Annotated in this window: 20 protein-coding genes; 2 read left to right on the top strand and 18 right to left on the bottom strand. The window is 65.1% G+C overall.

The window, feature by feature from the left end; translation table 11 throughout:
• Positions 1 to 642 precede the first annotated feature (642 nt).
• From ETR14_RS17490 to ETR14_RS17430, 13 genes are all read right to left on the bottom strand, one after another.
• Positions 643 to 1,137, bottom strand: a complete 495-nt coding sequence (locus ETR14_RS17490; protein ID WP_129386764.1) for a hypothetical protein — start codon at positions 1,135 to 1,137, stop codon at positions 643 to 645.
• Positions 1,134 to 4,499 (bottom strand): glycosyl hydrolase, encoded by a 3,366-nt coding sequence (locus tag ETR14_RS17485; protein ID WP_129386762.1) that lies wholly within the window; start codon positions 4,497 to 4,499, stop codon positions 1,134 to 1,136. The genes ETR14_RS17490 and ETR14_RS17485 overlap by 4 nt, the downstream gene beginning before the upstream one ends.
• Before the next feature lie 25 nt (positions 4,500 to 4,524).
• Positions 4,525 to 5,895, bottom strand: a complete 1,371-nt coding sequence (locus tag ETR14_RS17480) for a nucleoside hydrolase-like domain-containing protein (RefSeq protein WP_371416684.1) — start codon at positions 5,893 to 5,895, stop codon at positions 4,525 to 4,527.
• Between the two features lie 5 nt (positions 5,896 to 5,900).
• Positions 5,901 to 6,848 carry an alpha/beta hydrolase gene (locus ETR14_RS17475; protein WP_129386756.1) on the bottom strand — a complete coding sequence of 316 codons (948 nt, stop codon included), beginning with the start codon at positions 6,846 to 6,848 and terminating at the stop codon, positions 5,901 to 5,903.
• Positions 6,848 to 8,155: a family 1 glycosylhydrolase gene (locus ETR14_RS17470; protein WP_129386753.1), complete on the bottom strand. Its 1,308-nt coding sequence runs from the start codon at positions 8,153 to 8,155 to the stop codon at positions 6,848 to 6,850. Before ETR14_RS17470 ends, ETR14_RS17475 begins: the two co-directional genes overlap by 1 nt.
• A 13-nt stretch (positions 8,156 to 8,168) precedes the next feature.
• Positions 8,169 to 9,020 carry an alpha/beta hydrolase gene (locus ETR14_RS17465; RefSeq protein WP_129386750.1) on the bottom strand — a complete coding sequence of 284 codons (852 nt, stop codon included), beginning with the start codon at positions 9,018 to 9,020 and terminating at the stop codon, positions 8,169 to 8,171.
• Positions 9,021 to 9,051: 31 nt separating this feature from the next.
• Positions 9,052 to 11,364, bottom strand: coding sequence for a TonB-dependent receptor (locus tag ETR14_RS17460; RefSeq protein ID WP_129386747.1), 2,313 nt, complete (start codon positions 11,362 to 11,364; stop codon positions 9,052 to 9,054).
• Positions 11,365 to 11,411: 47 nt separating this feature from the next.
• Positions 11,412 to 12,248 carry a fumarylacetoacetate hydrolase family protein gene (locus tag ETR14_RS17455; protein WP_129386744.1) on the bottom strand — a complete coding sequence of 279 codons (837 nt, stop codon included), beginning with the start codon at positions 12,246 to 12,248 and terminating at the stop codon, positions 11,412 to 11,414.
• Positions 12,245 to 13,147 carry a VOC family protein gene (locus ETR14_RS17450; RefSeq protein WP_129386740.1) on the bottom strand — a complete coding sequence of 301 codons (903 nt, stop codon included), beginning with the start codon at positions 13,145 to 13,147 and terminating at the stop codon, positions 12,245 to 12,247. The genes ETR14_RS17455 and ETR14_RS17450 overlap by 4 nt, the downstream gene beginning before the upstream one ends.
• Positions 13,144 to 13,578 (bottom strand): heme-binding protein, encoded by a 435-nt coding sequence (locus tag ETR14_RS17445; RefSeq protein ID WP_129386737.1) that lies wholly within the window; start codon positions 13,576 to 13,578, stop codon positions 13,144 to 13,146. The genes ETR14_RS17450 and ETR14_RS17445 overlap by 4 nt, the downstream gene beginning before the upstream one ends.
• A complete protein-coding gene (locus tag ETR14_RS17440) occupies positions 13,569 to 15,134 on the bottom strand; it encodes a bifunctional 3-(3-hydroxy-phenyl)propionate/3-hydroxycinnamic acid hydroxylase (RefSeq protein WP_129386734.1) in 1,566 nt (521 codons plus the stop codon). The genes ETR14_RS17445 and ETR14_RS17440 overlap by 10 nt, the downstream gene beginning before the upstream one ends.
• A 16-nt stretch (positions 15,135 to 15,150) precedes the next feature.
• Entirely contained in the window at positions 15,151 to 16,401 is a 1,251-nt protein-coding gene (locus ETR14_RS17435) for an amidohydrolase family protein (RefSeq protein ID WP_129386731.1), read from the bottom strand.
• 131 nt (positions 16,402 to 16,532) lie between these two features.
• Positions 16,533 to 17,432, bottom strand: coding sequence for a LysR family transcriptional regulator (locus ETR14_RS17430; RefSeq protein WP_129386728.1), 900 nt, complete (start codon positions 17,430 to 17,432; stop codon positions 16,533 to 16,535).
• A gap of 597 nt (positions 17,433 to 18,029) precedes the next feature.
• On the opposite strand from ETR14_RS17430, the gene ETR14_RS29665 reads away from it, so the two are divergent.
• A complete protein-coding gene (locus ETR14_RS29665) occupies positions 18,030 to 19,307 on the top strand; it encodes a calcium-binding protein (RefSeq protein ID WP_165356502.1) in 1,278 nt (425 codons plus the stop codon).
• A 774-nt stretch (positions 19,308 to 20,081) separates the two neighbouring features.
• Here ETR14_RS29665 and ETR14_RS17420 read toward each other — a convergent pair.
• The 5 genes from ETR14_RS17420 to ETR14_RS17400 form a co-directional block, all read right to left on the bottom strand.
• Entirely contained in the window at positions 20,082 to 20,291 is a 210-nt protein-coding gene (locus tag ETR14_RS17420) for a hypothetical protein (protein WP_129386722.1), read from the bottom strand.
• Positions 20,292 to 20,582: 291 nt separating this feature from the next.
• Positions 20,583 to 21,170 (bottom strand): lytic transglycosylase domain-containing protein, encoded by a 588-nt coding sequence (locus ETR14_RS17415; RefSeq protein WP_129386720.1) that lies wholly within the window; start codon positions 21,168 to 21,170, stop codon positions 20,583 to 20,585.
• 23 nt (positions 21,171 to 21,193) lie between these two features.
• Positions 21,194 to 21,676 (bottom strand): conjugative transfer signal peptidase TraF, encoded by a 483-nt coding sequence (gene traF / locus ETR14_RS17410; RefSeq protein WP_129392052.1) that lies wholly within the window; start codon positions 21,674 to 21,676, stop codon positions 21,194 to 21,196.
• A gap of 82 nt (positions 21,677 to 21,758) precedes the next feature.
• Positions 21,759 to 21,983 carry an AlpA family transcriptional regulator gene (locus tag ETR14_RS17405; RefSeq protein ID WP_129386717.1) on the bottom strand — a complete coding sequence of 75 codons (225 nt, stop codon included), beginning with the start codon at positions 21,981 to 21,983 and terminating at the stop codon, positions 21,759 to 21,761.
• Positions 21,984 to 22,093: 110 nt separating this feature from the next.
• Positions 22,094 to 22,870 (bottom strand): DNA -binding domain-containing protein, encoded by a 777-nt coding sequence (locus ETR14_RS17400; protein WP_129386714.1) that lies wholly within the window; start codon positions 22,868 to 22,870, stop codon positions 22,094 to 22,096.
• Positions 22,871 to 23,309: 439 nt separating this feature from the next.
• Between ETR14_RS17400 and ETR14_RS17395 the strand changes: the two genes are divergently transcribed.
• Entirely contained in the window at positions 23,310 to 24,017 is a 708-nt protein-coding gene (locus tag ETR14_RS17395) for a LuxR family transcriptional regulator (RefSeq protein WP_165356501.1), read from the top strand.
• Positions 24,018 to 24,154: the final 137 nt, after the last annotated feature.

The raw sequence follows: 24,154 nt of genomic DNA, 5'->3' as shown, positions 1-24,154 counted from the left end.
AGAACGCGGCGCGACCGACAACAAGCCGGCCCGCCGAACGGACGGAGCCCCGGCATCTTCAGTCACCGAGCCGCGCGCCGACGCCGATCGCGCGATCTCTCACTGGTCGCCAGGCATAACCCCAACGTTCCGGTGGTTCCCTAGATGGAGTCGGGTCCACGAATGGCTTGGTCTATCGTGCGGCGGGGATCCCGACCTTCGGCTCGTCGGGCATATCCCGCAAGAATAGCCACAATTCGAACATGGCACAAACGAGCGTATTCTTGTTCGAAGCTTTGTCGAGATCCTTGACCATCCCTACAGCCTGCCGGTGGAGCTTGGCGAAGCAAGAGAGCGCTGACCGGATATGCTTCACCGGCGGTTCGAGGGTGCCTCCTTGCCGCTCATTATGAACAGTCCGGGCCCCGAATCATGGTTGCCCGTCAGCTTACGGCCAGCTCCGGACAGTGGAAGATCAGTCAACGAACAGCCGCTTGTGACGTAAGCAGTCGTTTGAGGCTCCCCAATGGTCAGCCCTGCAAATCCGGGTCTCAGGTAGAACACTGTAGTGCGCAAGAAACTGCGGGCCAAGATGGGTTCGACACGTCCGGACAACGCGGCCGCGGCAAGCGCCCGCCAGTGGCGCGCGGGCGAAGCAGAAGATTATTGTAAACGGGACATTCTGTTCGATGGAGAAACTGACGTGCCGTCCACCAGCGCTTCGCGAAGGATGAAGGGCCCTATCAGAAGCGCCAGGAGGCCACCATAGACGATCTTGTACGCGAGTAGCGGCAATAAAGGCCAGAAAGGTCCGGCAAGGCGTGGCAGCAGCAGCACGTGCGCGCCACCAGTCAAGAACGCGGCTGTCATGGCCACGAGCGCGGCGCGAACCAGCAGTGCACGCGGAAGCATCGGCACGGCCGCAAGCGGTGCAACCGCGCCCGCGCGCAACCGGCGGTGCGTCAGAAGCGTCGGCACGACCGTCGTCATCAGCGCGATCATGAAGCTCTGCGGAAAAGCGTCTCGGGCGACTGCCTCCACCGGCGCGGGCGTGGTCCCGGCAAAAACCAGCCAGGCGAACAAGGCGCTGAGCGCTCCATTAATGGCGACGCCGATCGCCGCCTCGCGCGCGATGTAGCGACGTTGGTCCCAAGTCATCGCGTCGACTCCATCGAGAGGGTGACGGGACCGATCAAACCCGACGGGCGCAAGGGTGCATCGGCCTGATAGGTCGGCAGGGTGGTGAAGGTGATTTTCCGTACGCCGGGCTGGGCGTCCCCGATCAGTCGATTGGCCCAGAGGTTTGCGACCCGGACCTCGAGCCGGTTGGTACCTTTCCTGACCGACCTGCCAATGTCGAGCCGGTAGGGCGCGTGCCAAAGGGCTCCGACGAGATCGCCATTGACCCGAACCTCGGCGAGATCGCCGACTGCGCCAAGATCGAGCAGCAGAGGCGCTCCGGGCGTGACGCCCTTCGGAAGTGCGAAGTCCTTGCCGTACGTCGCAATCCCAGAGAAATAGCGGATGCCGGGATCGGATTGTGCGCTCAGCGATGCGAGCGCGGCCAGCGTCGTGCCGGCGGGGGCGCCGCGACCGGGCTGGAAGGCGATCGTCCATGGGCCGTCAAGCGCCAGCGGCGGCGCAAACGTCGGTCGGGGAATGCTGCGCGCGGACTGGGCCGCCGCGTGGCGGAAAACGATGAAGAAGGACTCATCGGCGGCAAAATCGAGCGGCACGATCGTTTCGCCGTCTTCCATTCGGTACGATAGCGGCTCGGCGGTGCCGGTGTCGGCCCGCCACAGCTCCGGAGCCTTGCCGGCGACCCGGAAGCGCGCCTCGACCTGCTCCGCCCGATCACCGCGGTTGGCGACGAAATAGAGGTCCCCTTCCGCAAGGCGGCGGTGGACGTAAAGGATCTGGCCACGATTTGCCTGGAAATCCGGACGGACACCAGCGCCGGCGAGCGCAGCTTCGGGATCCGCGCCGACCTGTTTTTGCCGCAGTCGATTGAGCAAAGTGCGATATTCGGCAGGATCCTCGCCAAGAGCCGGCGTTCCTTCCGGTGCGGCCCCGACGACCCTCGCTCCGGCGTCGGCGAGGGCGACGATGCGGCGGAGCACCGGCAAGGTCATCATGCGGCTGGAGCCGCCCAGATAGAGTATCTTGTAGCGCGCGCCGCTCTTCGCGACGAGTTCGCCGCCCTCGACGGAAAGCTGGTTGAGCAGCACGTCGGGATTGACGAAATCATAGGCGTAGCGCGTCGGCAGGTCGGCCGGGGGCCCTTGCGCGAACAAAGCGGTGAGAGGTGCCTCCTCGCCGTAGAAATAAGCGATGTCGGCAACGTTGCGGCCCTGCTGGAGCAGATAGGAGGAGCGGGCGATATAATCGACCCAGGGCCGCGCCATCTCGGCCCAGGTCTCGTGCCGGTTGAAATATTGACCGAAGATCGCGAGCGAAAGGCCGGGGAGCTTGTCGTCTACGGGCTGGTGCACCGACGTATGAATGATCGGGCGGTTGATCCCGTGCGCGAATTCTAGATCGACGACGCGGCGGAGATCCGCAGGCGCGTGGGCCCAGGGCGATAAGGCCGAAGTCAGCGATTCCGCCGCCACGACATTCTGGCCGTAGACGTGGGCGACCGAAGAGGCGCCCTTCATGTCCCCGAGCAGGGTCGGGCGCGGGGACTCTCCTCGTCCGTAAGTCCACATCGCCGCCATCGGCACGTCTGCATATCGGCGCATGGCCATGTCGTCACCCAACGCGGGGCGCCCGTCCTCGAGCGCCTCGCCATAGACTTTGAGGCCGTTCGCGTGGGCGAACTCGGCGATCGTTCGATAATGACCGGTCGCGTGGAGATCGGCGAGCGTGCGACGAAAGTCGAAGAGGAAAGCATCGCTCCGGGCGCGCGATCCGACGATCGCGCCGGTCAGCGCGGGAAGATAGGGCCTCGGGTCATAGCCGCGGAGGCGCTGGAACTCTGCCAGCAGCTTCGGGGTCCAGTTGGAGGCGCCGACCTCGGTGCTGTCGGTAAGCAGGGCGCGCAGGCCGCGGGCGCCGATCAGGTCGGCACCGGCCGCGTTCCGATACATGCCGAGATAGGTCTCCAGATAGCGGCGGACGGCGCCGGCATCATATTTGTCGACCTCCAGGCCAGTTGCTTCGGGCGGTGCAGGGTGATTGGTCTTGCCGGTAAGCGAGGCGCCGAGGCGCAGCACGCGCCAGCGGCCCGCGGGCGGGGTCCAGTCGAGGCTGCCGTCGTGCTTCATCCGGGCCGTCAGATCGATCACGGCATCGGCATCGACGACCGCCGGCTCCGGATCCGATACCGCGCCCAGCGCGTGATAATCGCGCGCGATCGCGAAACCGGCCTTGGCCTCGAAGCGATCGACTTTTGCTTCGCTGGAAAGCTTCAGCATTCCGATCCGGACCGGCGCGTCCTTGGACACGGAGGGCAGGAAACTGGGAAAGGCGACGCCGGCGACCGGCGCGCCGAGGCCGGCCCGCTTCTCGCCGGCAAAAGGACCGAGGACGATCCGGAAGGTGTCGGCACGCACGGGTGCGAAGCTCACCGTAGTCGCGACGCCGCTTAGCGGCAGATCGGCGACCTTGCGCCAGCCGTTGCCGTCTCTGACTTCGAGCAGCGGGGTAAAGGCCGGGTCCCCGAACGGCGGCAGCGCTCCATGGATGAAGATCGTTGCCGATCGGATCGTCTGCGACTCGGTATATGTCAGGACCAGCGAGGAAGGCGCCCCGGCGGAGCCGGGGGCAAGGTCGATCGAGGTGGCGAGGCTGTCGTCGGACAGTTTGGCGGCGTCGATCGGCGCGCCCGCTCCGGCCCGGATCGACGGCACGGCCAAGACGACCGCCTGAACCGGGTAAGCGAGCACCGCGACGTCCTGATAATGGACCGGCTTGTCGACGTGCTTGCCGCCTTCGAACGCTGCGAGCGGATCGTCGAACGCGATATCCTGGTACGGGCCGGTGACGGAAGGCGGCGGCGCCAGCCTGCCGTTGAAGCGCCTGGCGCCGGAAATCAGCGTCTCGCTCCACACCAATTTCTTCATCGCGTCCTCGGGCGCGACCCAGGGGCCGCCGGTCTCGCTCCAGCCGGGGGACGCCGCGATTGCGAGCTCGAGGTCCAGCGCATCAGCCTCGCGCGCCGCGAAGCGGAACGCGTCCTGCCAACCCGCATCCATGTAGACGAGACGCTTTTCAACGACCTGGGGCGTCGCGAGATTGGCGTCGAAAGTCTGCACTCCGCCGATGCCGACCCGCTTCATCCAGGCGAGATCCTTGGCGATCCCGTCCTTGGAGATATTGCCGTTCATCCAGTGCCACCAGACACGCGGCCGCGCCTCCATCGGCGGATCGGCGAACCCGGCGGCGAGCGGGTCGCCGTCCTCGTGACGCGTGTCCTGCGCGAAGAGCGGCACCGCGACCGCAGACAGCAGCAGTGCGGCAAAGGTGGCGGACACCCGGCATCGGCCTAACGGTGCGGTCGTTCTTTTGTCATTGCTCATCGGGCGGTCCTCGCAATCCGGCAGATCATGGACGTGCTGCAACGATGACGCGCCGATACCGGGTCAGGGCCGGCACGCCGTTGTCGGTGACCTCTAGGATCACGTGAATGTCGGTCGGTGCGTCGACCTTCGGAATGATGAAATCGGCCTTTGCACTGGCGCTGCCATGGAGAGCGATCGTCGGAGGGCGAAAGCCGCCGCTCGGCTCCGCATAATGCCACCAGCGGTAGGCCAGGACATTGCCGTCCGGGTCGCTGCTGCCGGCGGCATCGAGGAGGATACGGTCACCGGATCGGCCCGCGATCGTGAGCGGTCTCTGCCCTGCCTGAGCGTTCACGACGAGGTTCGGCGCATGGTTGGCGTCTTCGACCTTCGCCGTGATCGACCATTGCACCCGCGCCGCGAAATCGCGTTGGAAGGCATCGCGCCAGCGGAAGATCGTCGCCTGGTTGCTTGCGTAACGCGTGCCGTCGGCCGCGGTGAACGTGTCGACCGCATCGCCATAATGGCCGGCAGCAAGGTCCGACCTGACGTAGCGGCCGCCCCACCCGCCATGGTCCGGACGCTCGGGGTTGTTGAGCCCGTTGGGGATCAGGGACAGGAAGGAGGGCGTGTCGCCTTCCATGATGAACTGGTGGGGCGGATAAAGGCTGCCGAGCGGTCCCTTCCGAATATGCGCGGCAAGCCACCCATTGGTGACCGTCTCCGCCGCGGGCCATTTGTCGGGCAGCATGACGTCCCGCGAGATGCCCGTCCAGGCGGCCATGTCATATTGGTTCCAGCCGTGTACGCTTGCGATCCAGAAGATTTGCGGGAACGTGCGGCGGATCCACGGCCCGGCGTCGTCCTGGTCGGAGATCGAATAGACGCGCAGCCTGGACACGAAGGTCGCGAGATCCTCGGCCGAGCGGGTCTCGCGAACCGTCCAAAGTGCCTGGGCGAGGTCGGCGGCACCGCCCCATGTCGGTATCCAGACGGGGCGATCGTCGGCGCGGTCGACCGCGGCGACGATGAGCCGAGACGCAGCGCTGTCCTTGCCGGGCCCGACGCCGTCCATGCCGTAGCGACTCACACCGCTGCGAACCAGCGACTGCAGGCGGGCGGCGTCGGGATAGCCGGAGGCGTGGCGGCGCAGATTGGGCAGGACCCTGCCATAGGCTGCGATACGTTCCTGGAAGAGATCAGGCCGCACCCGGTTGCGCTGGTGCGTCGAGGTCGCGGCAACGATGCCTTCGACGTCGAATTCGTTGGCGTAGAGCAGGAAGCGAACGAAGCTTTCGGAATCGTCGGGCTCGTTGCCGATGTCACTTATCAGCAGCACCCGCGGCTTGGGCGCATCCTGAGCCTGGACAGCAGGCGGCGCAGCAACCAGCGCCGCGAAGGCGAGAGCCTTCACCGGCATCACCGGGATTTTGCCTCGACGGGCCAGCTGCGAGCCCGCAGCCAGGCGACGAACTCATCAATCATCAGCATCGTCGTCGTGCCCGGCCGGCCGACACCGAAACCGTGATCGCCTCTCTCATAAGCATGAAGCTCGACCGGCCGGTTGGCCTGGTGCCAGGCCTCGACGATCCCGAAGCCCTGCCTGCCGAACAGGCCATCGTCGAGCGCGATTGCGGCGAACATCGGCGGCGCATCGGCAGGCACGGGGATTGCCCGCATCGGTCCGTATACGAAGCCGAGGAAAGCCGGCCGCGATGGTGAATCGGAGACGAGGGCTGTTTCGAGGCCGGTCTGGGCACCGGCAGAAAAGCCGATGAGGCCGACCTGCGCCGGATCGACGCGGAACTCGGCAGCGCGGGCGCGAACGATCTTCAAGGCCTGCAGGGCATCGGCCACCGATTGAGACGGCGCCGGCCGTCCTCTCGCATCGCCCTTGCCCGCCTCGCCGAACACCCGCCCCACCTCGGCCATGAAGGCAGCGTCGTCGGCTGGCGTTTCCTGCAGGCGGTATTTGAGGACGAATGCGGCAATGCCGCGGTCGGCAAGGCTGCGTGCGACCTTGAAACCTTCCTCGTCCATCGACAGCGACAGGAACGCGCCACCGGGCGCCACGATCACTGCCGCGCCGGTCGCCTTTGCCGGATCGGGAAGGAAGGGCGTGATCGTCGGCATCCGCACGTTGCGAACGGAGCGCATGTCGATCCTGGTCGGCCCGATGGAGCCGAGCGTCCGGTTCCAGACCTCGCCGGAGGCCCCCTCGACGGGACTTCCCACGGGGTAAAGCGGGATCGCTGTCGCATCGGCGGGCGCCTCGACGCGGCTGATCGTGAAGGGGCCGGGCTGCGCACATACCGGCATTGCGATCCCTGCGGCGAGCAGAAGGAGCAAGCGCCTCGGTGTCGCCATCACAGGGAATTGCTCCGCGCGATTGCGCCCAGCACGCCGGCGCTCGGCTTCGGCGTTCGCTTGAATGTCGCGCGGTCGACTGAGACCAGCCCGTATCGTGGCTTGTAGCCGAAGATCCATTCGAAATTGTCCAGCAGCGACCAATGGATATAGCCTCCCACCGGGACGCCTTCGTCGATCGCCTTCTTGAGCTCGACGAGGGCCGCGGGGATCGTGGCGGCGCGGAGCGCGTCGTCATCGGTGCCGATGCCGTGCTCGGTCACGAGGATCGGCAACCCCGTCGCCTGGTGGGCGTAGCGGACGGCGCCGGCGAGCGAAGCCGCGTAGACTTCGGTTCCCGACCAGTTCGTCTTCGCACCCGCGGGCGCGGGCAGCTTGCCCTTGTCGCCCCACAAGGTGCGCTCGTAATTCTGCACGCCGAGGAAGTCATCGCCTTTGACCGCCTCCAGCCAGGCGCCGTATATTTCAGCGCGCTTGGCATCGCGGACGCTGTTGCGGCCGACCGCCTGATCGTCGAGCATCGCCAGGCTGACTCCGACCGGCAGATCGCCGCGCACGGCCTTGATCGCCGCCCTGCCCTGTTGGTGACCAGCGATCATGTTGGGCAGCATGACATCGAGATCGTCGAAATTGGTGACGTTGGCTGTGGCGAACTTGGCCGCACCGGTCGCGCGCGCCGCCGCTTCCAGCATCGCGCGCTGCCCCGCCAGCGCGGGTGCAGGCAGCACGTCGAGCGCGCGCAGCAGCCGCAGCAGATTGGGCTCGTTCATCGTCAAGGCGTGACCGATCCCGGCGCCGACATGCCGGGCGGCGCGGTCGCAATAGCGCGCGAAAAGGGCCGGTGCCTCGGCATTCGTCCAGCCGCCGCGGGCACCGAACCAGCGCGGCGCGGTGAAATGGTTGAATGTCACAACCGGGGTCAGGCCACGCTGCCGGCAGCCATCGACCATGGCTTTGTAGTGATCGAGCATGGCGACGGAAAACAGGCCCGGCTCCGGCTCGATCCGCGCCCATTCGAGCGAAAAGCGGTAGGCGTTGAGGCCGAGGTTCTTCACCAGGTCGAGATCCTGCGGCCACAATTCGAGGCTGTTGACCGCATCGCCGGACGGCTCGGCGAAGATGGTCGGCTTGACATTCTCGAGCAGCCAGAGATCGGAATTGACGTTGTTTCCCTCGACCTGATGACCCGCCGTCGCGGCGCCCCACAGGAAAGCTTGCGGAAAGGCACCGCTCTTCGCCTGTGCGAAAGCGGGCGCGGCGAGCAGTGCGCCGGCGCCGGCGAGCAGGGTGCGGCGATCGAAATCCATATACGGTCTCCAGTCAGGCCGCGGTGTGTGCGCGGGCGAAAGCGATGATCTCGTCGGTCAGGCGGGTGTCCGCCGAGCCGAGATGGCAAGCGAGCGAATAATGATTGTGGCCGGTGACGATGGTGGCACGTGGGAGGCCGCCGTGCCGCGCAAGCCGCTGCTGGAGCAGCCCAAGCGTCTCCGCCTGGAAGCGCGGCGGATCGAATTCGGCGCAGGCGACGAACAAGGGAAGTGTTGTCGCGACCAGGGCGTCCAGCGGCATCCGCTCGGAATATAGCGCCGGATCGCCGTAATAGAGCGTGTCCCGCTCCTCGAGCGGCGTCAGTCCGTACAGACCCGAGAGCAGGACCGCGCCGCGCACCGCCGGGTCCGCCCCTTGCATCAGCCAGGTCGCAATGTGCACCGAACCCGCAGAGGTTCCGGCAAGGACGATCCGCTGCGGGTCGCCGCCATGTTCGGCTGCATGGACCTTGAGCCACTCGACCGCGCCGGCCACGTCCTCACCGCCGCTCGGCCAGCCGGAGGCCGGCGCGAGCCGGTAGTCGATCACCGCACCGAGGAAGCCGGCGCGCGCCGCGAGCTGACCGACATGCGCATTGAACGGATGATCGGGCGCCGATTTCTCGCCGCGCAGGAAACCGCCGCCATGGACCCAGACCAGTATCGGCCGCAGACCTTCGCCCCGCGCTGGGTAAAGATCGAGCCGCTGGAGGCTATGGGCGCCGTAAGGGAGATCGGCGGCCGGCTCGACCGCCGCCAGCGCGCGCTGCTCGTCGGCGTAGAGCGCCTGCACCTCGGCGAGGACGCCTGGCCCGAGCTTCGTTCCCATGGCACCGATCGCCGCGCGCGTGCGCTCGTCCTGCATCACAGGCTGCCCTCCTCTCGGCGCGGCGACATCAGAAACTCGCGTCGAGGCTGAGCCCGACCTGCCGGAAGGACTGCGGCCCGTAGATCGCGCCGATATTCTCCGCACCGTTGTAGGGGAAGCTGCTCTGGAAAAGCGATGGTTCGTGAACGTCGAACAGGTTGCGAACGAACAGCGCGACCGAAAAGCGGTCGTCGGCGGTACGGATTCCGACACGGCCGCCGACCAGCCAATGCGGCTTGAACGTCGTCTCCTCGAGTGCGTTCGCCTCGTAACGGAGCCGCGATTTCCAGACCGCATCGGCACCGATGAAGCCTGCGAAATTCTCGCTCACCGGCGTTTCATATTCGCCGGACAAAGTGAACTTGTAACGCGGCGCGTAGGCCAGCTGGGAGCCGCCGATGTCGGCCCCGTCGGTGCCGATGAATCCTTTCGGATAGGTGACCTTGGTGTAGATGAAGCCTGTGTTCAGCGACAGTCCCTCGAAAAGCTTGCCGAAGAAGCTGAGTTCGGCTCCGCGCGATTTGACCCCGTCGATATTGGTCTGGACGCAAGAGATAACGGCAGTGGCGCTGTCGACCGTGCATTGCTGCGCCTGGAAATCCTGGATCTTCTGATAGAAGACGCTGAAATCGGCGACCCAGTTGCGGAACAAGGTGGTTTTTACCCCTCCCTCGTAGCTGGTCGGTATCTCCGGCAGGACGACATAAGGCAGCGCAGGCGCCGCCGGCGTCGCGATCTGTCCGCCTTTGTAGCCGCGCGCGACGAAGCCATAGGCCATCGTCCGAGGCCCGAGATCATATTGCGCACCGAGCTTGTAGGAGAAGACCCCGCTGCTCAGGCTGGCGCCGCTGTTCGGACTGGCGGGAAGATCGAGATTGACGCTGTCGAGCTCCAGCTTCTCGCTGGTGTATCGCGCGCCTGCGATCAACCGGAAGGCATCGGCGACGTGCCACGTCGCCTGGCCGAAGCCGGCAAGCGATTCATCGACGATGTCAGCCGAAAAGCCGAGCGAGCGGACGATCGGGATTGCCACACCGGGCGCGGGCCGCAGGGTAACGCTCAGCGACTCCGGATCCCGCTGCTCGCGCTGGTGCGAGAAGAACGCCCCGAGTGTATATTCGATGGGTCCGCCGCCGGAGGAGGTCACCCGGAATTCCTGGGTGAAGAGCTTGAGATCGCGGTGGACCTCGCCGTTGCGGACTTCAAGCTCAAGCGGATCGCCGCGGAAGACGTTGGTCGCGGCGCCGAAACCGCGCTCGTTATTCTGCCGGTAGGCGGTGATCGACGTCAACGTGAAAGGCTCGGCAGCATAATCCAGCTGCAGCGAGCCCCCGAAATTCCGGGTCTTGCCGCGAAAGTCGTCGGCACTGCAATAACGACGATTACCGACCTCCGCGGTGACGCCGCAGCTCGCAAGCCGCGCGGTGATGCCGATCGGGTCGAAGCCTGCTCCTCCGAAGAACGGCCCAGGCCCTCCGGCCTTGACGAAGGTGAAGAAGTCGCCGCCATTCTCGGTCCGGCCGCGCGAATAATCGCCGATGAGATTGACGGTCACGTCTGCGCTCGGTGTCCACAGGAAGCGGGCGCGAGCCGCATAGCGATCGATATCGTTCCGCTCTCCGGTCAGCGCATTCTGATTGGGGCCCTGACGACGATTGACCAGCCCGGAAATACGCAGCGCGCTGTCCCCGCTCACCGGGATGTTGACGACGCCCTGTAGGATCTGCTGCCCGAATTTCGATCCCGCAGTGCCGGCGTCGGAAAGCTCAGTGCGAACCCGGGCGCTGAACTGGTTCGGATCGGGCGCGTTGGTCGTGATATTGATGACGCCGGCGGAGGTGGTGAGGCCGAACAAAGTGCCCTGCGGCCCCTTCAACACTTCGACGCGCGCAATGTCGAACAAGTCGGACGCGTTAGCGTTGCCCTGGCTGACCTGATCGACGACGACGCCCACTGATGCGACTGCGCCGACGGAAAAGGTCTGGGTTCCGACCCCGCGGATCGCACCGCCGCCGCCAGTATTCTGGCCCGGCGCCGACTGGATTTCGAGGCTGGGCGCGACGCGGTTGAGATCGTTGATGTTGTTGACCTGCTGACGCTCGAGCTGCGCTGCGTCGGCAACGGTGATTGAGATCGGAACGTCCGTAACCCGCTCCTGCCGTCGCTGTGCGGTAACGAAGATCTCGCCTTCGTCGCCCGACGCGGGAGCGGACGCGGTCTCAATCGGTGCGCCGGCCTCGGCGGCGGTGCCGGTCTCCGGTTCATCCTGCGCGAAGGCCGGCGCGGCAAGGGCGAAGCTGCTTGCGGTCGCGAGCGCCGCAGCGATTTGCCTCAGTCTCATAGTCCCTCTCCCTCCTTTGTGTACTTTGTCGTTGGGTTTTGCGATCGTCAGGGCTCGTCGACGATCCTGTTCCTCAGGATCCCCACGGGGCCGATGTCGATCTCGATCGCATCGCCCGCCTTCATCCACAGCGGCGGGGTGCGCTTGGCGCCGACGCCGCCGGGCGTACCGGTGGCGATCACGTCGCCAACCTCCAGAACGGTGAAGGCCGAGACGTAGGCGATGATTCTCGCGATCGGGAAGATCATGTCGCCGATCGGCTGATCCTGCATGACCATGCCGTTGAGGCGGCTGATTACCCGCAGCTCCGACAGAGTGCCGGCTTCGTCGGGCGTGACCAGCCAGGGGCCGAAGCCGCCGGTACCGGGAAAGTTCTTCCCCGGGGTGAACTGGCTCGTATGCCATTGCCAGTCGCGCACCGACGCGTCGTTGAAGCATGCAAAACCGGCAATGTGGTCGAAGGCCTCGCCCTCGGCGATGGCGCGGCCGCCGCGCCCGATGACGACGGCGAGTTCCGCCTCATAATCAAGATTGGTCGATACCTTGGGGCGGAGGATCGGCTCGCCGTGCCCGACGAGCGTGTCGGCGAAGCGGGTAAAGATCGAGGGATGATCGACCTTGGCGCGGCCGGTCTCCTGCCGGTGGGTCTCGTAATTATGGCCGACGCACAGGATCTTGCCGGGATTGGGGATGACCGGCAGCAGAGTGATCTCGGCGAACGTGTGGCGCGGGCCGTCCGGCAAAGTCCCCAGCGCCCCCGCCCCGAGCGCGGCCTTGAGGTCGGCCGGGGCATCCGTCCCATTGCCGAGCTCGACAATCGCATCGCCCTCGACCCGGCCGTAAGCGGAGCGGCCGTCGGCGCGGCGGAAGCTTGCATATTTCATCGCAATATCCTCGTTTCGGTGCCTGCCCGATGCCAGTCGCGGCGAAAGCGGAACCGCTGCTCGGCGGCGCGCAGGGCATCGACATCCTTGTTGGAAATGCCCCACTGGTCGATGCGGCCCTCGGGCCAGGTCCAGTCCTCCGGACCCCCTGCCCGGTAATCCTCGCCGACCTTTTCAACGGCGGTCGAAAATTCGACGACCGCGCCGAAGGGCGCGATGAAATAGGCAAAGACATTGGCGCCCGGACCGTGGCGGCCAGGCCCCCAGGCAGGAACGAGCTCGTGGTCGCGAAGGCGGCCGATACCGCGCATCACCGCGTCCATATCCGCCATCTCGAACGCGATGTGGTTCAGGGAGCTGAAGCCGGCGCGGGCGAAGGCCGTCGAATGATGGCTTTCGTTGCAGCGCACGAACACCATGCCCTTGGTGCGGTCCGAAACGCGGAAGCCGAGCACGTCTTCCGCTACTCTCGCACTCGCTTCGGCGTCGGCGGCGTTGAGCACGACATGGGTGAGCTTGACCGGCAGGTCCCGACCCTCGATCGGCGCGACCTCGGTCGTACCGACCAGAAACCGGAACAGCTCGCCTTCGGGCAGCTCGACGATCAGACCGTCGCCGCCGCCAGGGTCTGTGGAAACCGTCGGAGTCCAGGCGAGGCCCGAGTTCTCCACCCGCTGGCGCAACGCCCCCAGTGCATCCCGGCTGCAGACAAAGGTGGTACTGCGGACATGTTCGTCGGCGCCTTCCTCGATGGCAATGAGATAGGGATGAGCACCGGAGCCGCGCAGGTAGTGTGTCGCGCCCTGCACCTCCGCCGGCGCCATGCCCCAGATGTCGGTGAGGAACGCGGCGGCCTCGGCAGCCCGCGGTACGACGAGCTCGATACTGCGCAATTTCATGGCGTCCCTCCGGAATGGCTGAGGCCGGCGGCGTCGATGCCTGCGCGCGCGCAGGCTTCGTCGACATCGGGCGTGTCGCCGCTGATGCCGATTGCGCCGAACAGGTCGCCGCCGCGGTCACGGACGAGCAGCCCGCCCGGCGACAACGCGAGCGCACCGCCGGTGGCGATCGCGACACTGGTGAAGAAGGCGGGGTTCGCGGCGGCGCGGGCGGCGATGTCGCGTGTGTCGGCACCCATGCCGAGCGCGCCCATCGCCTTGGCGCGGGCGATATCGAAGCGGAACAGGCTCGCACCGTCCTGCCGTGCGTAAGCAACGGGGTGCCCGCCGGCGTCAAGGACGATGATGCCGAGCGGCCTCGCATCGCGCCCGTTCGCTTCGGCCAGCGCGCCGGCCAGCATCGCCTGCGCCTGCGAGAGGCTCAGTGGCACGGTTCAGCCTCCGCGGAGATGGGCGCCTTGAGCCCGAGACGACCGGCAATCTCTGCGATCAACGCGCCGACGTCGGTCGTCGCCGTTCCGAAGACGTAGAAATCGGGGCGGACGAGCACCGCGTCGACGCCGTGTCGATCGAGCCAGCGCGAGAGAGCGTCGCCGAGCGCGTCAACGTCGATAAGCGTGATGTTGAGCTCTGGGGCGTGCTTCAGGGCATCGTTTGCCGCGTGGACCTCGCGCCTTCGTACGAACAGCCGCCAGCCGCCGCCGGTGCAATCGTCCAGCAGGCGGGTGCCGCCACAGTCGCGAACCAGTGGCTGGATGAAGCGCTCGCCGGCTCCGCTCGTTCCTGCGGCGACGATGCCGCCGCGGATCGGCGGGATGAGATCGGCCGCGGTAGACGGCGCAGCGGTGCGCGCCCGTGCGCGCATGCCGGCGTCGCGGGCGGCGGCGTCCCGCGGGTCGAGCATGCAGATGTAGCGACCGGCCTCAACAGCAGAGCTGATCACAGCGCGGACATGCGGATCGCGCTCGGGCTGGTAGGTGTCGAGCAGGCTCGGTCCGGCGCGGCCGTCAAGCACCAGCTCGAGCTTCCAGGCGAGGTTCGCAACGTCGCGGAAGCCGTGGCACATGCCCTGGCCGAAGAAGGGCGGGGTCTGGTGGGCGGCGTCGCCGGCCAGAAAGACCCGGCCGACCTGCCAGCGCTCGGCGATTAGACCATGGAAGCGGTAGGTGGCCGCGCGGATGATTCGGTGCGGCACGTCGGCGAGATAGGGACCAACCAGCTCGGCCACCTTCGTGGGCGCCATCATCGCCGCATCGTCCTCACCCGGCAGCAGCATGAACTCCCACCGGCGATGGTTGCCGCGGCCCGGTACGATAGTCGCCGGGCGAGCAGGATCGCATAGCATCACCGACAGGCGCTGGAGGTCGGCACCTTCGGGCACGCCGTGGACGTCCGGGAAGGCAATCGGCCCGTCGACTTCGCAATCGACCACAAGCCATGGCTCCTCGAAGCCGAGATCGTCGAGCGCGACCCCCAATTGCTTGCGCACCGCACTTCGGGCGCCGTCGCAACCGACCGCCCAGCCGACCCGGACATCGGCGGTGTCTTCGCCGCGAAAGCGGAGGGTGACACCCTCATCATCCTGCGTCAGGCTCTCGAAATCGGCGCCAAGCGCGAGCGTAACGTTCGGATATGCGGCCAGCGCCGTTCGCAAATGCGCCTCGAGCTCCGGCTGGTAGAAGAAGTAGTCGTTCGCCCACCCGAACGGGCGCTCCTGCCCGACCGTGCCCAAGTAGCGGATGACGCCGTGGTCGGCGCCGAGGTGAAGGTGACCGTCTGTCTCGCGCATGTCGCCGGCGACGGCGTCGATCAGCCCTGCGGCCTGGAACAGCCGCTTCATCTCGTGATCGATATGAACCGCCCGAGGCAGTGGATGCGGATCGATCTCGCGTTCGACAACCAGGGTCTTCACCCCTGACTTCCCCAGGAAATTGGCCGCAAGGGCCCCCACCGGCCCGCAGCCGATGATCGCAACCTCATAATCCACGTGTAAAACCTTCCGGTCAGGCCGCCTTGGCAGCCGCTGTTCCGCCAGGCGCCTTGTGCAGGTGCCCGTTCTTCATGATCACCGTCAGCCGATCCTTGTCCTGCAGGATGCGGACATCCTGGGTCGGATCGCCGTCGACCAGCAGCAGATCGGCCAGATAGCCGGGTCTTACCTGGCCGAGCTCGTCGCCCATCCCCATGATCTCGCCGCCCAGCATTGTTGCCGCGACGAGTGCCTCGGCCTGGGTGTAGCCGTAAAGGGTAACGAAGTGCTCGAGGTCACGTGCGTTGCGGCCGTTGGGATTGAACGGAAAACCGTAATCGCCCCCGGGCAGCACGCGAACGCCGCGCCGCTTCAGTTCTGGGATGAGCACAGCCGTATTTTTGATCACTGGCTTGGCCGATTCCTTCATCGACGTCATGTCGATGTGCGGCGGCGGGCTCGCTTCAAGGGTCGCGACGATAATACCGATCGCCGGGCCCATGAAAATCCGGTCGCGGGCGGCCTCGAGCATGTCGAGCGCTTCGTCGTCGGCGTAGGAGCAATGGTAGAGAACGTCGACTCCGGCGCGGAGCGCAATCTTGACCGCTTCGGCGGCCTGGGTATGCGCCGCGACACGGAGGCCTCGCCCGTGCGCTTCCTCGCAGGCGGCGGTCACTTCCTCCTGGCTGTAGAGGACGTGCTGCGAGCTTCCCGGCAGCAGGGCATCCTCGCCGGAAATGACCAGCTTCACCGTGTCGATGCCGTTCTCGGCGCAGCGCCGCACAAAGGCGCGCATCCCTTCGACACCTTCGCCGATCGACAATTTCTTGCCGGTCTCGATGCCGTCGGCGCCTTCCGGGCTGCGTTCGATGGTCGAAGCGCGAAGCCGCGGCCCCGGCGTGATGCCCGCCTCAATCTCGCCGCGAAGTTCGACTTCAAGCGTGTCGCCGAGTGCGCCGGCCGAAAATGCGCTGGTGAAACCATGGTCGAGAAGCACCCGTGCGTTGCGCCACGTGGCAACCTTCATCTCCTCAGGAGGCAGCACGAATTCGTGGTAGATCTTTTCCACGGAGGATGGCCATGAAAGATGGGCGTGCGCCTCGACCATGCCCGGCATCAAAGTCCTGCCGGTGCCGTCGATTACCAGATCCTCTGCGTCAGGGTCGATCGTTTCACCGGCTTCGATGATCCGCTCGATGCGCTCGCCCCGGACCACCACCGTGGCCGGGCGTACCGGAGATCCCGATCCGTCGAAAAGTCCCGCATTCTTGATGATCGTCCGCACGTCAGCTTCCTCTCGCAGGCGATCTCGCGTCGCTTGAGAGGAGTTTTTCCGCCGATGCGGGGCAAAGATCAAATAGTGATTCTTTGGGGTAGCATCACTTCAGATTATGGATCGCCATTGCGGTCTGTGAGTCATCGCTGTGCCGCATCACGCATGCAGGACAAGAGAGCTTCCAGGATGGGGGAAGGGAGTTTCCGCTTCAGCATCCGCACTCCAACCTTGCGAACCAGCTGTGATCCGAGGATCTCGATCGATCGGATAGCTCCGGAGGCGAGCTCGGCGGCCGCAACCTCGTGCGGCAAGATGGTGAGGTAGTCGGTTCGTCGGACGAGCGCTTTGGTGGTTAGCAGGGAATCGCAGCGTATCACATTTGCCGGCGTTCGAGTGCCCGTCGCGAGGAACAGAGTGTCGACCTGTCGTCGAAAAGCGCCTTCGGCGTGCGGCAGGACCCATCGCGCATCGGCGAGGGATGCGAGTGCAAGCTGCTCTGGAAGGTGATCGTTCGCAGGCCCGACGAGCAATGCGAACGTGTCGCTGAGGAAGGTCTCCTCAATGAAATCCTCTGCGACCGGATCAATGCCGGTGCTCACGACGGCAAGGTCGATCCGTTCGCTCCTGAGCAAATCGGCAAGTTGTCTGTCGGAACGCTCCAGCACCTGGAGTTCAAAGGCCGGGTACCGGTCCTTCAGCAGGGCGATGGTGGTCGGGATAAGGCTCGCGAGCGCGCCCGGTGTGCCTCCTACTGTGAGCGGTCCGCTTACATTGTCCTTCAGCAGCGCTATCTCTCGCTCCGCGCTCTGGAGTATCGCTTCCATCGCTTCTGCCCTTGTTCGAAGAGCGACACCGGAAGAGGTGAGCATGATGCCGGAGCGCTTGCGATCGAACAATCTGGTTTGCAGCCCCTGTTCGAGCTGCAGCATCGTTGCGGAGACGGCGGGCTGAGTAAGGCATAGCTGGCGCGCAGCCGCGCTGATCGAGCCGGTACGGCAGACTGCCAGGAACGTCTTCAACGCACGTGGATCAACCGCCATTGCAAAGCGCTCCCGATAACCTTCCATCCTGCTTGTTCAGCTGGAACAGCAGGCAATCCGTTCAGCCGCAAGCTCATAAGGAACAATCGCTGAAAGGTGGCTCCGAATTGGGCACCGCGGCGTGAGGGCTGAACGAGCGCCGTCCTCGAACCCCTTTAGGGCAGCTCCCGACCAAACCTTGCCGTTCGCCCAATCCGATACGAACGTCCGCTTGCGCCAATACCTGACACGCGTCGGACGATGTCAGTCCTCGCGCGAGATCCTGACGTTCGTGCTGCCCCACGCCTCTCACGCCAGCTTCACCGGGCTTCAATCCTAACGAGACATTGCTGGCGCGTTCCCGAGTGTGCTCCGCGGAAACCTTTCGGCTTTGATCGGGCCGCAGAACACAAGGTCGCGCAAGATATCGGCGAGCGCGGCACACGAGGCGCCTGCGGCTAGAACCCGGCGCAGACAGGAGCATCTCCTTCGACTGCAGCGCCTTCCGCCATCCGATCGATTACCCCTAAATAGGATGCTGGCTGTTCTTTCAGCCGATTGCGAGATCTATGTTGTAGCGTGAAGATGACGCAATCGTTCTTCTATGGGAGATATGTTATGGGAAAGGCCGGTCGTCATATCTACAACACCAACGTGAATGGCCAGATATACGGCACAAAGGGCGCTGACACCTTCTATCCGTTCGAGTCGGCTCCCAGTGCGATTTCAGCCGACGCCTTCTACGCGTCAATGACCTGGACCACAGGTATCAAGCTGGCAGCAGGTAGCGGATATCTCCAAGTGATCGGGACGAACATGAACGTGTCGCTGGACGTACTGCGCGGCGACGGCGGCCATGATCATCTCTACGGAAGCGAAGGGAACGACTTTCTCGCCTACAACAATGCCTCAGTGGCTGATGGCGTAGGCGGTTTCAATTCGATCTATTCTTTCTATCTGGGCGGTGGCGACGACATCATCGACCTGTCGGCGCATGGGTCTGGCGGCTTTTCCTACAAGGAGTCGGTGGTCTTGGGCGGGAGCGGGAACGATCAGATCATTGGCAGCGGTGCCCTCAATGATTTGCGCGGCGATGATGGCAATGACTATATCGTCGGCGCCGGCGGTAAAGATCTCATTTATGGAGGATCGGGAAACGATACGCTTTATGGCGACGACCTTGGGGCGGGCGAGAGCACTGGGGCCGACGAAGTCTTTGGTGAACAAGGCGACGACGTGATCTACGGCGGCAAGGGAAATGACCTTCTCATGGGGGAAAGCGGTGCAGACTACATCTTCGGTGGCCTGGGAGAAGACGAAATCTGGGGCGGCATGGACGCTGACATCTTGCTCGGCGGCGAGTCCAATGATCGCGTTTACGGGGACACCGAAGCGGATACGATCGACGGTGGGGCTGGTGATGACAGCCTATATGGCGGCGACCAGAATGATGTAATTACCGGCGGTTGGGGAAATGACTTTCTACGTGGTGACCGGGATCATGACATCCTTTTTGGCGAGGGCGGCTCCGACACGCTGTTCGGCGATAGAGGCAATGACCGGCTTTATGGCGGGCCTGATTCGGATGTTCTGTTCGGCGGCTCCGGAGCCGACCAATTCGTCTTCAAGGGACCTGAAATGGCTAGCGGCTCAGACACAGTCCTCGATTTCGAGCCGGGCGTTGATCGCATCCGTCTCGAGAAGTCCGGTGTCACGCGATTCGATCCGAATGGAGGCAACGGCAGCGTCATGGCGGTGGATGATGCGGACGGTGGCGTCTACCTCTTCGTGACGAATGCCGACGGGGCAGTCTCTTCGATCCATCTCCTCCGCCCCTCCTGGAACAGTTCGATACAGGCTTCGGATCTCAGCACTTCGGACTTCATCTTCCTCTGACGAGTGTCGCGCTTGGTGACCAGGAGGCTTTCTGACCGGATCTGAAACCTCAAGTTCCCACTCGACCCAGGCATTCAATCAAGGCCTGCAATCGCGGAGGCGCGACGCATTACCCTTCGGCTTGCCACGGCGCGTGCGGCCGGTTGCCTCAAGCGCAGCTTTCGCCGCTTCACGGCCACCGCAGCGCTTTTTGATACATTGACGTTCCATGTCAGAGATTTGGACGAGGTCGGCAACGATTAACTCCCCCGAACCCTTCCCTAAGGGGGCCGGAGTCGCGCACGTCCAGGGCACGCCCATTTCTAGTAGCTGGCGCACCGTAGCTTGAACGTCCAACCCGTCACGATCCAACCGATCCAGGGCAAAACGTCTACGACCGGTCCTGCGAACAGCGGTCGTTCCGCGCAGCCACTTCGGACGGCAGGAATGTCCCACCAGCGGCCGTTTCCGGTTTCTGCCTTTTAAGACCGCACGGTCACGTTTCGAAGATCTCAGAACGTCGGCAGCTCATGACCACTCTGGCCATCCGCGCGCGATCTGCCCTGACGATGCAGCCCGGCGTCATGCCCTGCTTGCTTGCTCGACGCGTCTCTTCATCTCCTCGCGGGCCCTTTGCCGACGCGCCTCGTCTCGTTCCTCCTGCATCCACGGGCAAGAGATCGTAAAGCGGCCAAGCTCGGCTGAGAAGGACGATAACGGCATGATGATCTGCTCCCCGTCTGGAGCGACCATGATCGCGGTTTATGGTTAACGAACGACTAAGACGCGACAGCGTCAGCCCGACGACCAGCCTTGGTTGCACAACATTGGAGCGCGCGGACCTGCAGCACCTTTGGAAGTTCCGAGTCCTAAACTCGCGCTCTTGGCGGAGCGCTCAGCTGCGTCGAGACGCTCCAAAAGGGCTGAGACAATGACCGCAGGGATGGAGCGGCCCTGAAGCACGAAGTCGCGCACCTCCTCCAGTTGATCATCGCTGATGAACATCGTCCTGCTCGCATCATTCGCCGGCTCGGCACGGCGCCGATTGATCCAAAATGGATGAACTCGCCCGAGCCGTGGCCGTTCCGGCTGTCACCTGGGCGACAGGTGCAGGCAAGCGGGGCCTGGGCTGAGGAGGAGGTAGCCGAACGCGCGTTCCTTTCGGCTTGTGACCAGGGCCACCGTTTGTCGCGATCGCCTCCTCTGGCATCGTCCGCATGCCTGCTGCTTCGATTGGCATATGAAGGCGGAAGGCGCATCGGTCCTTGACGGTGCGGGAAACGGTAGCACGCAAGCTCAAGGATGCGCCGAAGCCCCGACAGGGAAGAACAAGGCAACGGGCCGCTCCGCATCGTACAACGGCGCTGAGGTTCGGCTCCTCCTGATCGCAAAGAGCCGCGGCGGAGCGGGCTCCAGGATGCGCGCTGCAGACTGCGAGCCCTCTCCTCCCGTGATCCGGCCAACATAGAAACGTGTTTCAGCCGGGAGCGCACGTCCTGTCGCGAGGTGCCGGGAGAAGCGCGCCGGCCCGGCATTGTAGGCGGCGAACACACCCGGGTAGCCAAAGCGTTCATACATCGCGCGGAGGTAAGCGGTGCCGGCGAGAATGTTGTCACGTGGGTCGTGCGGATCAGGGCCGAGGCCGTGCCGCGAGCGCATTTCCTGCCAGGTGCCCGGCATCAACTGCATGAGCCCCATTGCGCCTGCGCTGCTGGTTGTCGGTCGTCCATTATAGGTCGTCCTGCCACCGCTCTCGGCACGGATCACCCGCTCGATCCAGTCGATCGGAACGCCAAACCTCGCTGAAGCCTCGCTCGCATGAGACCGCCAGCGCAGCACCGGATCAGGTGCTCCGAAGGCGGCAGTCGGGACCGCCGCCGCCATCCACGCGACGGCGACAAGCCATCTCAACGCAGCCACAAGGGTCTCGCCTTGCCGATTACGTCCGCGGCGTCGGTCGCCCCGAAATAGCGGCCGTCGAAGGAATCCGAACGATCCGCGATCAGCAGGAACAGCATGCCGCGAGCCAGCGACACACAGCCCTGCCAGGCTGGCAAGGGACGGCCGAGACGGTCAACGGATCGGCGGCTGGCCGCGAATGCCCCGTTCACGGTCACGATCCTGTCATGGGCGCAGACCGTGTCGCCTTCGATCGCGGCGACCCGCTTCACCAGCGGAACCCCGGCGGGCAGATACCCTCGCCGCGCCGCGAGCTCTCTCGCCGCATCTGGCGGCCATGCCAGCGCCATCTCGCCGCGTGCCTCCGGCGTCCGCCTGGACACGAGGTACAATCCGATCGGCGCGCTCGCGCTTGCATTCCAGATCAGGAGCGGCCTCGGCGGAACCACGATCGTCAGGCCGAGGCAGGCCACGCCTGCCGCAATGGCCATCAGACCCCGACGCGATCGGCGCCGGCTTGCCCGCGCCGCCCGCAGGCTCTCGCCCCACCGGAAGAGCGGCAGGTCCGGATGCTCAAGCACCGTCGCCACCGCAGCTTTGCGCCGCCGACCAGGCTTCCAGATCTTCGATATGATAATGCCAGATGCGACCGTGCCTGCGGCATCTCGGCCCGGTGGCCTTTTGCCGGAACTGCTTGAGCGTGCCGTAGCCCAGCCCGAGGTAGAAGGCGGCCTGTTTGGCGGTGAGGAACGGAGAGGTCTCGCGCGCTGCCTCGGCGCGCGATGCAACATCATCCATCTTTCGGCTCCCGGTGCGCCGGCGCTGCGTGCCGGCTCCGGGTCAGGATGGTTCCGTTCCCGCCGCCCGGGGAGGCTCGAAAACACATGCATGCATTTTCGAGCCCCCCGTCACGGATCGCGCATTCCGAGCAGATCGACATATCCGCCCGAAGCGACTTCGCGCGCGGTTCGGACCAGACGCTGCACGCGCGACCGCAAGGACGGATTGGCGAAGCGCCAGCCGCTCGTCGCGGCGTCGGGCCCGAACAGGCTTGCCGCGATGGCGCGCTGGCCGGCACCGGCACGGATTGCGTCATGCGCCCGCAACAGGAGGATCTGGCGTGCCGCGCGCCTGAACGGCGGATGGAGCGTGCGCGCGAAGTGATGCGTGCCGAACAGCGCGAGCGCCTGGCGGAGCACCAGCAGGGGCCCCGCGGCACTGGCGATGCCGCTCAGCCGGTAGGCGAGCCTGGCGCTCCCCCGGGTCAGGTCGCCGCCGGTGACGTCGAGGCGGATGTTGCGCAATCCGTCCGAAAGGAGGAGGTGCTGCCCCGCCTGGTCCTTGAGGATCGTCGTGATCCCGCCCAGGATCCGGATGTCGATCGTGTCGGCGCCCATGGGTGCCCGCTCGGCTTGCGCTCCGAGGACCAGCGAATGCCATTCCGCACGCCATACCGGCCGCGCGGACCGCGTATCCAATCTGGGATCGGTGAAGTCATGCAAGCCCCACTCGGACGCCGCGGCTGGCGGCGCGCCGCCGCCGAACAGGGCCGCGTCCCTGAACCGCACGTCACGGCGCAGCCATTCCCAGGCAAAAGCGACACGCTCGCACCGCATCAGAAAGTTGTAGCTATGTGGATCCCGCCAGTCGGGTATGTCCTCGGCAAGATCTCGCCCGGCGGTCATTCGTCACGGCTTGGGAGAGCCGCGATCGATGATAGCGTTCACGCAGTCTTCTCCTGCCATGGCAGGAGAAGATCAGGAACTCCGCTGACGCATCAGCCCCCGGGCAGGGGAATTGCCTCCGCGTAAGCTGACACGGAGTTGCATCCGCCAATGAATATGCGCGACGATGTCACCGATCGCGTGTTCCAGAGCTTGGCGTAAGCGGGATGTCGATGCCGGGATTGCTGCTGGCCGATATCGAAGTCCTCCCCCATCAAGGGGAATTGCCGTCCTTCATTGTTGCTGACATAGTCGAGGACGGTTGAAGCGGCCGCGTCACGGAGTGAGATCCCGGGGCCGGCCACAAAAGGGCGGCTCGTGGATCAGGTGAGAATGGACGCCCCACGCGGCCGTGGCGCTTGCATCGATGTTCGACAGGATCGCCGCGTTCGTCGAAGAAATGAGAGCAGTTCGGACCGAGGCTGAACTCGGAGCCCTGCTCGCACAAATCACCCGCGAACTGGGCTTCGTCCATTTCGCGCTTATCCAGCACGTGGACATGCGCCACCCTCTCGCGAAGGGCATGCGGCTCCACAATTATCCGCCCGAGTGGGAGCGTCACTTCGACGAGCAGCAGCTTGTCCGGACGGATCCGGTCCATCGCGCCTGCCAGGTCACCGCCGTTGGTTTCGCCTGGTCACAGCTGCCGACGATGATCCGGCTTACGTCCCGAGACCGGCGGCTTCTGGAAACGGCGGCGCTTTATGGTCTCGGCGACGGCTATACCGTTCCGGCCCATGTTCCGGGGGAAGTCAACGGCTCCTGCACGTTCGCGGCGTCCAGGCGCCCGCCCCTGCTGGAGCAGCTTGCGGCAGCGCAGCTCGTCGGCGCTTATGCGTTCGAGACAGCCCGCATACTGGCGCGCGCGCAAGACCGGGCGCCTGAACGGCCGCCGCACGTCTCCGATCGCGAGCGCGAGTGCCTGATCTGGGTCGCGCGCGGCAAGTCCGACGGCGATATCGCAACGATCCTCGGGATCAGCCCTGAAACGGTGCATCAATATGTGAAGCAGGCCCGCGCCAGCCACGACGTGGTCAGTCGCTCGCAGCTGGTGGCGCACGCGCTGTTCAACGGGACGATCACCTATCAGGAGGTCCTGAGCGGATAACGGTCTGCTCGGCAGGCCAAGCCCCAGGCGATCCCCAGCAATCATCCCGACCGTTCGATATCGCGATGTCTTGCTGTGGTCCGGCTCCCGATCCGAACGGCGGCGAGCACCGATCAACATTCGATTGCCCCGTCACT

The sequence above is a fragment of the Sphingosinicella sp. BN140058 genome, from assembly GCF_004135585.1.
Lineage (GTDB): Bacteria > Pseudomonadota > Alphaproteobacteria > Sphingomonadales > Sphingomonadaceae > Allosphingosinicella.
The sequence above is the reverse complement of the archived record's forward strand: the minus strand, read 5'-3'. Positions and strand labels throughout refer to the sequence as shown.